This window comes from Escherichia sp. WS1368 (genome assembly GCF_046487485.1).
Lineage (GTDB): Bacteria > Pseudomonadota > Gammaproteobacteria > Enterobacterales > Enterobacteriaceae > Escherichia > Escherichia coli.
In genome coordinates, this window is the sequence record NZ_JBJQJI010000002.1 from 108,977 (window position 1) to 123,304 (window position 14,328).

General features: G+C 46.0%; 13 protein-coding genes. 6 read left to right on the forward strand and 7 right to left on the reverse strand.

Translation table 11 applies throughout. The features are described 5' to 3' along the window. Positions 1 to 2: 2 nt before the first annotated feature. From ACJHYD_RS06200 to ACJHYD_RS06210, 3 genes are all read right to left on the reverse strand, one after another. Positions 3 to 1,043, reverse strand: a complete 1,041-nt coding sequence (locus tag ACJHYD_RS06200) for a hypothetical protein (protein WP_410228815.1) — start codon at positions 1,041 to 1,043, stop codon at positions 3 to 5. Positions 1,044 to 2,025: 982 nt separating this feature from the next. After that, positions 2,026 to 3,459 (reverse strand): type III restriction endonuclease subunit R, encoded by a 1,434-nt coding sequence (locus ACJHYD_RS06205; RefSeq protein ID WP_069917041.1) that lies wholly within the window; start codon positions 3,457 to 3,459, stop codon positions 2,026 to 2,028. 117 nt (positions 3,460 to 3,576) lie between these two features. Next, entirely contained in the window at positions 3,577 to 5,139 is a 1,563-nt protein-coding gene (locus ACJHYD_RS06210; RefSeq protein WP_021293056.1) for a recombinase family protein, read from the reverse strand. A gap of 41 nt (positions 5,140 to 5,180) precedes the next feature. Between ACJHYD_RS06210 and ppdD the strand changes: the two genes are divergently transcribed. The 3 genes from ppdD to hofC are packed head-to-tail and all read left to right on the forward strand — an operon-like array spanning position 5,181 to position 8,172. Continuing rightward, positions 5,181 to 5,585, forward strand: coding sequence for a prepilin peptidase-dependent pilin (gene ppdD / locus ACJHYD_RS06215; protein WP_410228817.1), 405 nt, complete (start codon positions 5,181 to 5,183; stop codon positions 5,583 to 5,585). Between the two features lie 9 nt (positions 5,586 to 5,594). Beyond that, entirely contained in the window at positions 5,595 to 6,980 is a 1,386-nt protein-coding gene (gene gspE, locus ACJHYD_RS06220; RefSeq protein WP_001550607.1) for a type II secretion system protein GspE, read from the forward strand. Then, positions 6,970 to 8,172, forward strand: a complete 1,203-nt coding sequence (gene hofC, locus ACJHYD_RS06225; RefSeq protein WP_001550605.1) for a protein transport protein HofC — start codon at positions 6,970 to 6,972, stop codon at positions 8,170 to 8,172. Before gspE ends, hofC begins: the two co-directional genes overlap by 11 nt. A 34-nt stretch (positions 8,173 to 8,206) precedes the next feature. Here hofC and guaC read toward each other — a convergent pair whose 3' ends face one another. Further along, positions 8,207 to 9,250, reverse strand: a complete 1,044-nt coding sequence (gene guaC, locus ACJHYD_RS06230; protein WP_001217337.1) for a GMP reductase — start codon at positions 9,248 to 9,250, stop codon at positions 8,207 to 8,209. Positions 9,251 to 9,405: 155 nt separating this feature from the next. Further along, the gene (locus ACJHYD_RS06235) at positions 9,406 to 9,450 is read right to left on the reverse strand and encodes a protein YacM (protein WP_120795372.1); all 45 of its coding nucleotides are present in this window, start codon (positions 9,448 to 9,450) and stop codon (positions 9,406 to 9,408) included. 24 nt (positions 9,451 to 9,474) lie between these two features. Between ACJHYD_RS06235 and coaE the strand changes: the two genes are divergently transcribed. From coaE to yacG, 3 genes are read left to right on the forward strand one after another with little or no spacing between them, the layout of a single operon-like run. Beyond that, entirely contained in the window at positions 9,475 to 10,095 is a 621-nt protein-coding gene (coaE, locus tag ACJHYD_RS06240; protein WP_001269520.1) for a dephospho-CoA kinase, read from the forward strand. After that, complete coding sequence (gene zapD, locus ACJHYD_RS06245; protein WP_001194736.1) at positions 10,095 to 10,838, forward strand: cell division protein ZapD; 744 nt, start codon at positions 10,095 to 10,097, stop codon at positions 10,836 to 10,838. Before coaE ends, zapD begins: the two co-directional genes overlap by 1 nt. A 9-nt stretch (positions 10,839 to 10,847) precedes the next feature. Then, a complete protein-coding gene (gene yacG / locus ACJHYD_RS06250; protein WP_000005042.1) occupies positions 10,848 to 11,045 on the forward strand; it encodes a DNA gyrase inhibitor YacG in 198 nt (65 codons plus the stop codon). 87 nt (positions 11,046 to 11,132) lie between these two features. On the opposite strand, the gene mutT is transcribed toward yacG, so the two are convergent. Then, positions 11,133 to 11,531 carry an 8-oxo-dGTP diphosphatase MutT gene (gene mutT / locus ACJHYD_RS06255; protein WP_001550604.1) on the reverse strand — a complete coding sequence of 133 codons (399 nt, stop codon included), beginning with the start codon at positions 11,529 to 11,531 and terminating at the stop codon, positions 11,133 to 11,135. Positions 11,532 to 11,590: 59 nt separating this feature from the next. Next, complete coding sequence (gene secA / locus ACJHYD_RS06260; protein WP_000905780.1) at positions 11,591 to 14,296, reverse strand: preprotein translocase subunit SecA; 2,706 nt, start codon at positions 14,294 to 14,296, stop codon at positions 11,591 to 11,593. Positions 14,297 to 14,328 lie beyond the last annotated feature (32 nt).

Genomic DNA, 14,328 nt, shown 5'->3' on the forward strand with positions numbered 1-14,328 from the left:
ACTTAATAACAATATTTTATATTTCCTTCGGGTTTTCTCATGCATTTAATTCCTTCAGGAATATAATCAGTTACGGGAGCAGGTCTGGCATCAGGTCTTGAAAGACGATTGGATATAGAAGACAACAGACTGAAAACACACTCATTAAATGATTTTTGATATTTATTTTTTTCATAAAAGTACTGCATGGTGATTTTATCTCTTTCGTATTGCAATTCTTTGCCAAGCTGAATCCTATCCATATCAATTCCATTTCTCATAGCATTAAATCTTTCGTTCAATAAATTAAATTGAGATTTATTCCATTCATTTAAAGGAAATAAAGAATTGTTAAGCCTTTGCCTACAATTAGATTGCTCGATAGCTGACATGTATTCTTTCATACTAACGCCAATATCTAAGTATGTGAGTTGTCCAGCAGTTCTATTAACTGAGTTATTAGGGTAAGATTTAATTTCAGTAAGTATTGACTCTGTTAATACTGCATTTTCTTCTAAATCTTTGCTAATAGTTATTTGAGCTTGTTCTCTTTTATCCTTATCAAATATTGAAATGTATTTCTTTACTATATCCTGATTAGCTTTCTCGGCTGCTACTAACGCATCTTGAACCTTCTTTTCCGCCGCTTTAACTCGTTGTTCTTCTACAAATTTCGCGTAGTCATCAGTATTTGTAATGTGATTTTCACGAGCGATAGAAAACTCTTTACTATCTTTAAAACCAAGTTTTTGTGCTCTGGCTCCATCGCTTGAAGATCGGGCAGAACTTGCCACGAATGCAAGCACAATGATCACTACAGGAACCGTATAATTATTAACGAGTTTATAGGGTAAGAACTTCGCTTTAAGCGTACCATAACCCAAAACAGCCCAGCCTATCGCGGCAGTACTTGCCAGTAGCTGGCACAATCCAGCGACGGAAAGCATGATTACCGACCAGAAGCCTGTACCGACTGCGAAAAGATCACCAAATTTCTCCATTGACGCAAGGAATAAAAACACTCCCCAAATACCATAAATTCCTATTTTTAAATATTTACTCACCGCAATTATCCTTGAATAATTTTCCAAATCGATGGTTCGTTCTATTTGTATTATCGACAATAATTCGTTTGCCTTTAGGTAGATCCCTTAAAAAGGAATCCCCCCAAAATTTATAGATTAGCAGTTGTACCACTCTCACTGTTTTGTCACTCCCATTATCTTCTCTCAGGTCAAAAGTACGGACTTAAAGCCGTCCGTGTTCAGGTGCTCAAGAGTAGCACGCATATCAATAAACGATCGATAAAAACGATCAATTAATGGATTATTGATTGCTATAATCGATCAATTACTATTAATTCAATACAAATCAATAGGTAAAATCGATCAAGAGGATTCGTCATCCATGAAAGGGGTTATGTATCTGATTTCAATACAGGGAGTATTAGCGATACCATCACGCAAACGCTCTTAAAGCGTAGCTACGGCGTTTTGTAGGGTTTTGGTCATTCATGTGTGTCAGTAATGAACATCGCATTCAGGGGCTTCCTGTGCGTTTTGTCCGAAACACCATCATGAAGGGGGACAGATCGGATCGGGGTCGCTTCGCTCTGGTCAGTACTGGATAGTTCTTTTCCAGTAACTGAAACCGCAGATACCCCACTAAGTACACAAAGGAATTATTTGTAGAATAAGTAATGAAATAACAGTCAGTTATGTACTTACTGACAGAACTAAAAACGCGATTAGGTTCGCTCTGTCAGTGACCGAAGGGAACGCAACAGTAGAATCTAATCCAGCGAACAGTACACGCAAGCGGGTGCTGTTTAATTGTTTTATCTATGTAAACAATGGGATAGCTATCAAGTACTCACTGCGTGAGCACTCTCACTAACTACCCGAAACAGTTCGCTTGCTTCGCCGCTCCTACTTTCAGGTAGTTAATTCGCTTTCGCTCGTTGTGATGTCCGAAATTTATTACCTATAGTATTATAAGGTATTATTTTCCGGACATTTATGTATTTTTATGATGGTGTTCTGGACATCATTTTTTGCTTTTTTGTACTTCCTTTTCGTATTTGTTCCACATAGCCTTTTGCTCTTCGGGACTGAGTGCTGTATTACCACTGGCAAGAAACACCTTGAACGCTTCTAACTCAAGCCCTGGGTTGTGGCTTTTCCAGCGGCGAAAACGCTTAGCGTGATTATCATCAAGAGTGAAACGCTTTTGCTTATTCTTTGAACCTTGCGGCCTGCCTCTCGACCTCTGCTCATCATCAATACCGATATCTATATACTCAATATTATCTGTAAGAGATCTGGCTTGCCATTCATCAAAAACATAAACAGTCTGTGTTTCAGTACTGTCAAAATCCCTTGAAATTCCTCGTAGTACGAACTGGTGTAAACTTTCGTACTCCCTCGCAACATGTATCGCCTCGCCGTCAATCTCAAAGAACAATTCGCACTGTTTAGCCTCTGTTTCAGAGGGACGCATACAAGCGAGCCAGACGCACGTGAGCAAGTGTTGGTACTGGTTAAACCCTCTGGCATCCGGGCTTATCTCTGTGCCGTTTTTGAGGCTCTGAGAATCGCTTTTGTTCTTCGTCCAGTAGAAATCCTGTCCCTCAAGTTTTTTATCAATAAATGAGTATATTTTTTGTACTTTATCAGGGTTATTAGTCTTCCATGTCTTCGATAGTTTTTGATTTTTTGAGAAGTAATAAACTTTTAATCTGTTTTTGAGTTCAGTTTTTCGTGTCAGTAATCCTTCAAGTTCAGTACTTTCAAAGAGTTCTTTATTGCCTTTATAGATCAATGACTTTTCAAAATTCGCTCCGAGAAAGGTGATTGATACGTCTTTGTACTTACTGAGATCTTTCCATGCGGTAATATTAAGCTGTTCCTTTTCTGAATCGGTAAAGTACTCATTATTCATGATAAACATATCATTTTCGTTAATTGCTGGTAGCTGGGTCAAAATACTCTTCAGTACTTCCCCTTGTATTTCTGGTTTTCTTTCAGCCGCAATATACATATTTCTGTCATCTAATGACTGTACATTGTGTATTAATGAATTAAGAATTACATTTTTTATATTAGTATCACCCTCATTAATATTCTGAAAAGAATGAAAATTAGTTACGTCATCAATATAAACATTCCACCCGGACAATAATTCAACAGAAATTTTAAAAAAGGTTTTGTCTGTGATAAGTAATGTCGATGAATTCGAACTATTCAAATAATCGATAACAGTACTAATTACACTTTCATCTCTCGGAACTGAATCTGTAATAATATACTTACAATCATTAATTTGTTTTGCTGTCTGTTTAATAAGTTCTTGTGTGTTCTGCACTAAAATATATTTTTCAGTACTATTGTTAATTAAATTACATATAGCAGTAGTTTTACCTGAACCACAAGGGGCGGAGACATACTTAAATTTATTATAAATAGGTGTAGGATTAATCATTTGTACACGCTCCATATTGATTAATTTAGAAAGGTCAGCCATTCCAGTGTCTGGCCTTTCGTTGTTTTAGTTATTAGTATTTAGGCATTGAAAAATAATTTTATTTGGCATAGTAAATCATGATTTATTGATTAAATACTCCACCGATTTTAGGTCATCATTCTGAACTGCCATAAATTTCACATCACCAGTTTTACTATCAATTACCATTGCTTGCTTCTCATTAACACCAATATAATTCACAACTAACATAATAGCATTTCCTAAACGCTTCATTTTTATATTTTTAATAACACGTTTAATCTTCACATTAAAATTAAGTCTTAAATTAGTATTCTTAGAGTCGAGCAAATCATCAGTGCACGATTCTTTTAAATCGCTAAATTTTTCATAACCAACATTTGATTGTTTCAACCTAGTAATTTCAGTTCGTATTTCGCTAATACGACGTTGGAGGTTTTTTAGTATACGTCTATCATTAGGGTCAGGTATGTATTCCTTTTCCATGTCTGCGAGTATTTCGCTACTATAATTTTCTTTTGTAGCTAGCTCTATTGAAAGATAGTTTATTTTAATTTGTATATCATCATCGTTTGACCTCAACATAGAAAAGTCAAAATTCCTGATATGTTCCAATAAAGCATTTTCTATAATCTTGTATTTGAAACCTCTTTCTTTGCATTTATCAATTTTCAATAGACTCCCACCACAACGAAAGTATGTATCACCTTTTTTATCGACAGAATTAACTTGGACATATCTGCCACAATTCATACATATGCATAATCCTGCAAATAAATTATTAGCTTTTACATTTACTTTTCCCAACGGGTTTCTCTGCTTTCGTAAATCATTTACAGTTTCAAATAATGATTGTTCAACAACCACTGGATAGATAATCATACCATCTAAAATTTTACGTCCCGTAGAATTGAATTTACCAATAAGCCTTTGATCTTTAATTATTTTAACCAAATGATTAATAGTCGGCTCACTTTCATTTATCTGCATTTTTTTCTTTTTTAGTTCATCACGGATTGCAGCAGGTCCAAATCCATCAGCATACATTTTAAAAATAAGGTTGAACTTCTCAGCCTCACCTTCTTTTATCACATACTTATTATTTTTAACTTCTATCCATGATGGCACTCGATGTGTTAAAACAGATGTTCCTTCGATAGTATTTTTTATTCTTTCATCCCAGTTTTTAATACTTAAGCGAGCTTTGCGTTTACTTTCATTATGTGCTCGCTGTAAACCTCCTGAAATAATATTCAGATCACTATATTGGTGATGTATCATTTCTGTTTCTACTTCATGAATATCGCATCCAGCATTAATCAAGCTCAAGAATAATCCTGCGGCTCGGTTGGGTGCGGCTCTACTAAAGCGGTCTAGGTTTTCAATGACTAACACTGAATTAGTGATCTTTTTCTGTAACACATCATCTATAAAGTTTTTCAGTACAGAACCATCTTCGATATTTTTTCCGCTATATGCAGATACACCTTCGGCATACAACCAACTAATATCCCCAAACTCATAGCCACGGTTATGTTGAGAATCATCGTATGCAGCAACGTAATCTCGCAGCATTGTTTGCTGTCTCGACATGCCATAGCCATCTTTAGCTTGTCCTCTCGAACTGACACGAGCGTAGCAATACACCGCTTTTTTCATTTTATTTTCCCTAAAATCATAACAGTAAAAAGCAGTATATCATGGTGGTTATTGGCATCATTGCCATTTTAAGCGCCATTGGTATTCCCGCTTATCAAAACTACCTGCGCAAAGCCGCACTCACCGACATGCTACAAACCTTTGTGCCTTACCGTACCGCCGTAGAGTTGTGCGCGCTGGAACATGGTGGATTAAATACCTGCGACAGTGGCAGCAATGGCATTCCCTCGCCTACCACCACCCGCTATGTTTCAGCCATGAGTGTGGCAAAGGGCGTGGTGTCGCTGACCGGGCAAGAAAGTCTCAATGGGCTAAGCGTCGTCATGACACCGGGTTGGGATAACGCAAACGGCGTCACCGGTTGGACGCGCAACTGCAATATTCAAAGTGACAGCGCATTGCAGCAAGCCTGCGAAGATGTCTTCCGTTTTGATGACGCCAACTAAGGAGCGGCAATGAATATTCCACAGCTCACCGCCCTGTGTCTGCGTTATCAGGGAGTCTTGCTGGATGCCAGCGAAGAGGTGGTTCATGTTGCGGTGGTCGATGCCCCTTCGCATGAGCTACTGGACGCATTGCATTTCGCTACCACCAAACGTATTGAGATCACCTGCTGGACGCGCCAACAAATGGAAGGTCACGCCAGTCGCACACAACAGACATTGCCCGTAGCTGTTCAGGAGAAGCATCAGCCCAAAGCAGAGTTGCTGACTCGAACGTTACAATCTGCGCTGGAACAACGCGCGTCTGATATTCATATCGAACCAGCGGACAATGCCTACCGCATCCGCTTGCGTATCGACGGCGTATTGCATCCTTTACCGGATGTTTCACCGGATGCCGGAGTCGCATTAACCGCCAGATTAAAAGTGCTGGGCAACCTGGATATTGCGGAACATCGCCTGCCGCAGGACGGGCAATTCACTGTCGAACTGGCAGGAAACGCCGTCTCATTTCGTATTGCGACCTTACCATGTCGGGGTGGTGAAAAGGTGGTATTAAGATTGTTACAGCAGGTGAGTCAGGCACTGGATGTCAACACGCTTGGAATGCAGCCGTTACAACTGGCGGACTTTGCTCATGCCTTGCAACAACCACAGGGACTGGTGCTGGTAACAGGCCCTACAGGCAGCGGCAAAACGGTCACGCTTTATAGTGCCCTGCAAACGCTGAATACTGCTGATATTAATATTTGTAGCGTCGAAGATCCGGTTGAGATCCCCATAGCCGGACTAAACCAGACGCAAATCCATCCGCGTGCCGGTCTTACCTTTCAGGGCGTTTTGCGTGCGTTATTGCGCCAGGACCCTGACGTCATTATGATCGGAGAGATCCGCGATGGCGAAACAGCAGAGATCGCTATTAAAGCGGCGCAAACCGGTCACCTGGTGTTGTCTACCCTACACACCAACTCCACCTGCGAAACGCTGGTGCGTTTACAGCAAATGGGCGTTGCTCGCTGGATGCTCTCATCAGCGCTTACGCTGGTAATAGCCCAGCGTCTGGTACGCAAACTTTGCCCACATTGTCGCCGACAGCAAGGGGAGCCAATCCATATTCCAGACAATGTATGGCCGTCGCCGCTGCCCCGCTGGCAAGCCCCTGGTTGTAGACACTGCTACCACGGTTTTTATGGTCGTACGGCCTTATTTGAAGTTCTACCCATAACACCGATCATACGCCAGCTTATTTCCGCTAATACCGACGTTGAATCGCTGGAAACACACGCCCGACAGGCGGGTATGCGTACGCTTTTTGAAAACGGCTGCCTGGCCGTGGAGCAAGGCTTAACCACCTTTGAAGAGTTAATCCGCGTATTGGGGATGCCGCATGGCGAGTAAGCAACTCTGGCGCTGGCATGGCATAACCGGCGACGGCAATGCGCAAGATGGGATGCTATGGGCTGAGAGCCGTGCTTTGCTGCTCATAGCACTACAGCAACAGATGGTTACCCCACTTAGCCTGAAGCGAATCGCCATCAATTCTGCGCAGTGGCGAGGAGATAAAAGCGCGGAAGTCATTCATCAACTGGCGACGCTACTCAAAGCCGGGTTAACGCTTTCTGAAGGGCTGGCACTGCTGGCGGAACAGCATCCCAGTAAGCAATGGCAAGCGTTGCTGCAATCGCTGGCGCACGATCTTGAACAGGGCGTTGCCTTTTCCAATGCCTTATTACCCTGGTCAGAGGTATTTCCGCCGCTCTATCAGGCGATGATCCGCACGGGTGAACTGACCGGTAAGCTGGATGAATGCTGCTTTGAACTGGCGCGTCAGCAAAAAGCCCAGCGTCAGTTGACCGACAAAGTGAAATCAGCGTTACGTTATCCCATTATCATTTTAGCGATGGCAATCATGGTGGTTGTGGCAATGCTGCATTTTGTTCTACCGGAGTTTGCCGCTATCTATAAGACCTTTAACACTCCGCTACCGGCGCTAACGCAGGGGATCATGACGCTGGCAAGCTTTAGTGGCGAATGGGGTTGGTTGCTGGTGCTATTCGGCTTTCTGCTGGCGATAGCCAATAAGCTGCTGATGCGCCACCCAACCAGGCTTATCGCACGGCAGAAATTGCTGTTACGCATCCCGATTATGGGTTCACTGATGCGGGGACAAAAACTCACACAGATCTTTACGATTCTGGCGCTGACACAAAGTGCAGGCATTACTTTTTTACAGGGCGTAGAGAGCGTCAGAGAAACAATGCGCTGCCCGTACTGGGTGCAACTTCTGACACAAATCCAGCACGATATCAGTAACGGTCAACCCATCTGGCTGGCGCTAAAAAATGCCGGTGAGTTTAGCCCACTCTGTTTGCAATTAGTGAGAACAGGAGAGGCATCCGGCTCGCTGGATCTCATGTTAGACAACCTCGCCCATCATCATCGGGATAACACACTGGCGCTGGCGGATAACCTCGCAGCCTTACTGGAACCGGCGTTGCTGATCATAACGGGAGGAATTATCGGTACGCTGGTGGTGGCAATGTATCTGCCCATTTTCCATTTAGGCGATACAATGAGTGGAATGGGATAACGCTGGCGTGTTGCTCCACGCCAGCGTTGGGAGATTACAGGTTGTTGAAGATGCGGTTTTCTTGTTCCAGCACACGGATAAATGTGGTGCGCTTGGTCAGCTCTTTCAGGCGTGAAGCCCCAACGTATGTACAAGCTGAACGCAGGCCGCCCAAAATATCACGCGCGGTATTTTCAACCGGGCCTCGCAGCGGCAGCTTAACGGTTTTACCTTCTGCTGCGCGATATTCCGCAACGCCGCCAACGTGACGTTTCATCGCAGACTCGGAGCTCATGCCGTAGAACAGCATAAATTTCTCGCCGTTCTCCTCAACGATGCGACCGCCGCTCTCTTCGTGGCCCGCCAGCATGCCGCCAAGCATGACGAAATCGGCACCGCCGCCAAAGGCTTTCGCGACATCGCCCGGCGTGGTGCAGCCACCGTCGCTGACGATCATTCCGCCCAGACCATGCGCAGCATCGGCACATTCGATCACCGCAGAAAGTTGCGGATAACCGACGCCTGTTTTGACGCGAGTTGTACAAACAGAACCTGGGCCAATGCCAACTTTAACGATATCAGCACCGGAGAGGATAAGCTCCTCACACATTTCACCAGTCACTACGTTGCCAGCACAAATGGTTTTGGTCGGCCACGCTTCACGCGCTTTCGCAACGAACTGCACGAAGTGTTCGGAATAACCATTCGCCACGTCAATACAAACGAAATTTAATGCCGGGTTCAGGTCGAGAATCTGTTTAGTTTTTTCGAAATCCGCATCTGATGTACCGGTAGAAACCATCACATGTTTCAGCACATCAGCGGAAGAATTGTTGATAAACGCTTGCCACTCTTCGACAGAATAGTGTTTATGCACAGCAGTCAAAATATCAAAAGAAGCCAGCGCAGAGGCCATAGAAAATGTGCCTACGGTGTCCATATTTGCGGCGATAATCGGCACGCCGGACCAGCTCTGACCTGAATGTTTGAAGGTGAATTGACGTTCCAGTTCAACATCGGAACGGCTTTTAAGAGTGGAGCGTTTAGGGCGGATGAGAACGTCTTTAAAACCTAACTTCAGATCTTCTTCAATACGCATGTGCGGATTCCTGGGGTTAATGGCTATAAGGGTAAGAGCGCAACTCCAGTGACGTTATCATACGCACTAATCAATGCGGCGCAAGACTGCGAAATTGTCTTTTTTTACGCTACAATCCCATAAATTTACCTGGTAAATAGTGAGCGAACGTTTCATCAATTTCGCTTTCGTGCGCTCATTTTTAACGTTTTGATAATCATGATGAATTCCCGGGAATATAAATTATGAGGTATATAGTTGCCTTAACGGGAGGCATTGGCAGTGGCAAGAGTACCGTTGCCAATGCGTTTGCTGATCTCGGAATTAACGTCATTGATGCCGATATTATTGCGCGTCAGGTGGTTGAACCAGGCGCACCTGCGCTACATGCCATTGCTGATCACTTTGGCGCTAACATGATTGCTGCTGATGGAACATTGCAGCGCCGGGCCTTGCGCGAGCGGATCTTCGCCAACCCGGAAGAGAAAAACTGGCTTAACGCCCTGCTGCATCCGCTGATTCAGCAAGAGACGCAACACCAGATCCAGCAAGCTACTTCCCCCTATGTACTATGGGTTGTGCCATTGCTGGTAGAAAACTCACTGTATAAAAAAGCGAATCGAGTGCTGGTGGTGGATGTCAGCCCAGAAACGCAACTTAAGCGCACCATGCAGCGCGATGATGTAACTCGCGAGCATGTTGAACAAATCCTTGCTGCTCAGGCAACGCGCGAAGCCCGCCTTGCCGTGGCAGATGACGTCATTGATAATAACGGCGCACCGGATGCTATCGCATCGGATGTTGCCCGCCTGCACGCACACTATTTGCAGCTTGCGTCGCAGTTTGTCTCACAGGAAAAACCGTAATGCAGACCCAGGTCCTTTTTGAACATCCACTAAATGAAAAAATGCGTACATGGCTGCGCATTGAGTTTTTGATTCAGCAACTCACCGTTAATCTACCCATCGTTGACCACGCTGGCGCGCTGCATTTCTTCCGTAATGTCAGTGAATTACTGGATGTTTTCGAGCGCGGCGAAGTCCGCACTGAGCTGTTGAAAGAACTTGACCGGCAGCAACGTAAACTCCAGACCTGGATTGGCGTGCCTGGCGTGGACCAGAGCCGTATTGAAGCATTAATTCAGCAGTTAAAAGCGGCGGGGAGCGTATTAATTTCCGCGCCGCGTATCGGGCAATTTCTGCGTGAAGATCGTTTGATTGCTCTGGTGCGTCAGCGACTGAGCATCCCAGGCGGCTGTTGCAGCTTTGATTTACCTACATTGCACATTTGGCTGCATCTACCCCAGACGCAGCGCGACAGCCAGGTAGAAACCTGGATTGCCAGCCTGAACCCGCTCACCCAGGCACTTACCATGGTGCTGGATTTAATTCGCCAGTCGGCCCCCTTCCGTAAACAAACCAGCCTGAATGGTTTTTATCAGGATAACGGTGGCGATGCCGACTTGCTGCGTCTGAATCTGTCGCTCGATTCACAGCTTTATCCGCAAATTTCCGGTCATAAGAGCCGTTTTGCCATTCGTTTTATGCCGCTGGACAGTGAAAACGGACAGGTACCGGAACGTCTGGATTTCGAACTGGCCTGTTGCTAAGGAGTAAAAATGTCAGAAACTATTACGGTGAATTGCCCAACCTGCGGGAAAACGGTGGTGTGGGGCGAAATCAGCCCGTTTCGGCCATTTTGTTCCAAACGTTGCCAGCTGATCGACCTCGGAGAATGGGCTGCTGAAGAAAAACGAATCCCCAGCAGTGGCGATCTTTCCGAAAGCGATGACTGGAGCGAAGAGCCAAAGCAGTGACATTTTGTCTGATGCGACGCTGGCCTGATAAGACGCGCCAGCGTCGCATCGGGCATCTTGTGCAAATGTTGGATGCGGCATAAACGCCTATCCGACATATACACGCTTAAGCTTCGCAAGTACCGGTTCATTGGCTGGCGGAAAATCATCGGCATTCAGACCGACCAGCGACATCCACTCACCGGGTTGCCCTTCTTTACCCCACGGCTCCCCTTCCCAGCTTTCGACCAGCCAGAACCACAGAGTTATATGCCTGTCCGGGAATTCATATTCCAGTTTTTCAAATAGCGAAAAATGTTGCGGGGTAATCCCGACTTCCTCCTGAAGTTCACGCACCACCGCCTGTTCCGGCGTTTCGCTCATTTCAATTTTACCGCCGGGAAACTCTAGTTTATTCGCCATGTGCGCATCTGCTGCGCGACGGGTTATAAAGATTTCATTGTTCTCGTTGCGAATAATACCTACCGCAATTTGCAGCTTTTTCATTGTCTTAAACCTATAAAAAAGGCGCAGAATCCTGCGCCTTTTACTTCAACTGTTAGCTTTTATTGCAGGCGACCATGGCACTGCTTGTATTTTTTACCAGAACCGCACGGGCAAGGATCGTTACGTCCTACTTTGCGCTCACCGGTTTGCGCCGCCAGTGCAGCTGCAGCTGCAGAGTCGTCATCCTGATGGCTAAGCTGCTGCATCTGCGCTAAACGCTCGGCTTCCATACGACGCTGTTGTTCCAGCTCCTCAACCTCTTCAGGCATACGTACCTGAACTTTGCTCAGCGTACTGATAACTTCATATTTCAACGACTCCAGCATCGCTGCAAACATGGAGAACGATTCACGTTTGTATTCCTGCTTCGGATCTTTCTGTGCATAGCCACGCAGGTGGATACCCTGACGCAGATAGTCCATCGCCGCCAGGTGCTCTTTCCACAGAGAGTCAAGCGTTTGCAGCATGACGCCTTTTTCGAAGTGACGCATCATCTCTGCACCAACCACTTCTTCTTTACGCTGATACACTTCGATGGACTGCGCCAGAATGCGCTCACGCAGCGTCTCTTCATGCAGTTCTGGTTCTTTATCCAGCCACTCGGCAATTGGCAAATCAAGGTCGAAGTCGTTCTTCAGACGTTCCTGCAGCCCCGGAATATCCCACATTTCTTCCAGCGACTGTGGCGGAATGTAGGCATCAATGGTCGCTTTGAACACATCTTCACGAATGCTGTTGATGGTTTCACTCACATCGCTGACATCCAGCAGTTCGTTACGCTGGGAGTAAATGGCGCGACGCTGATCGTTAGCCACGTCATCATATTCCAGCAGTTGCTTACGAATGTCGAAGTTACGACTTTCAACTTTACGCTGGGCATTGGCAATCGCTTTAGTCACCCACGGGTGTTCAATGGCTTCGCCTGGCTTCATACCCAGTTTACGCATCATGCCGGATACTCGGTCGGAAGCAAAAATACGCATCAGCGCATCTTCCATCGACAGGTAGAAACGGGAAGAACCAGCATCCCCCTGACGACCAGAACGACCGCGCAACTGGTTATCGATACGACGGGATTCGTGACGCTCGGTACCGATGATATGCAGGCCACCTGCTGCCAGTACCGCATCGTGACGTACCTGCCAGTCGGCTTTAATTTTTTCAATTTGCTCTGCGGTCGGATTTTCCAGCGCGGCAACTTCTGCCTGCCAGCTACCACCGAGCACAATATCTGTACCACGACCCGCCATGTTGGTCGCGATAGTCACCGCAGCCGGATAACCTGCCTGAGCAACAATCGCCGCTTCGTTGGCGTGGAATTTGGCGTTCAGGACGTTGTGCTTAATACCGGCTTTGGTCAGTTCGTTTGATACCAGCTCCGATTTTTCGATGGAGATAGTACCCACCAGCACCGGCTGGCCTTTCGCAGTACGTTCTTTGATATCTTCAATGATCGCCTGAATTTTTTCCGCTTCAGTCATGTAGACCAGGTCCGGCAGATCTTTACGAATCATTGGACGGTTGGTCGGAACAACGACGGTATCCAGCTTGTAGATGGAGCTGAATTCGAAAGCTTCGGTATCAGCAGTACCGGTCATCCCCGCCAGTTTTTCATACAGACGGAAGTAGTTCTGGAAGGTGATCGAAGCCAGCGTTTGGTTTTCGTTCTGGATCTGCACACCTTCTTTCGCTTCCACAGCCTGGTGCAGACCATCGGACCAGCGACGCCCCTGCATGGTACGACCGGTGTGTTCGTCAACGATGATAACTTCACCATCTTTAACGATGTAATCGACGTCGCGGGTAAACAGCGCATGAGCGCGCAGCGCCGCCGTTACGTGGTGCATCAGCATGATGTTTGCCGGAGAGTACAGAGACTCCCCTTCATCCATGATGCCTTCTTTCACCAGCAGTTCTTCAATCAGGACCAGACCACGTTCGGTCAGGTTCACCTGACGAGATTTTTCGTCCACCGAGAAGTGGCCTTCGCCCTGGAAGGTTTCGGAGTCTTCTTTTTCCTGACGGATCAGGTGCGGAATAATTTTATTCACGCGTTTATACATTTCCGAGCTGTCTTCTGCCGGGCCGGAAATGATCAGCGGTGTACGAGCTTCATCGATCAGGATGGAGTCCACTTCGTCCACCAGCGCATAGTGCAGTTTACGCTGTACACGTTCTTCAGGGCTGAACGCCATGTTATCGCGCAGGTAGTCAAAGCCGTATTCGTTGTTCGTACCGTAAGTGATGTCAGCTGCGTAAGCTTCACGCTTCGCCGGTGCTGGCATGCCCGGCAGGTTGATACCGACAGTCAGGCCAAGGAATTCAAACAGCGGACGGTTGTTTTCGGCGTCACGTTGCGCCAGGTAGTCGTTGACGGTAACAACGTGTACGCCCTTACCGGTTAATGCGTTCAGGTAAGCAGGCAGCGTTGCGGTCAGGGTTTTACCTTCACCGGTACGCATTTCGGCGATGCAGCGTTCGTTAAGAACCATACCGCCGAGTAACTGAACGTCGAAGTGACGCATACCAAAGACGCGCTTACTTGCCTCACGCACCACGGCGAAAGCTTCCGGGATCAGATTTTCCAGCACTTCGCCTTTTTCCAGACGTGCACGAAACTCTGCGGTTTTCCCTTTCAGTTCTTCGTCGGAGAGTTTTTCCATCTCCGGTTCCATGGCATTGATGATGTTAACCACTTTGCGCATCCGGCGCAGGGTGCGATCGTTACGACTACCGAAAACTTTAGTTAATAATTTGATTAGCATAATAAAATCTCAAACGCCCCGCGTTGCGGAGT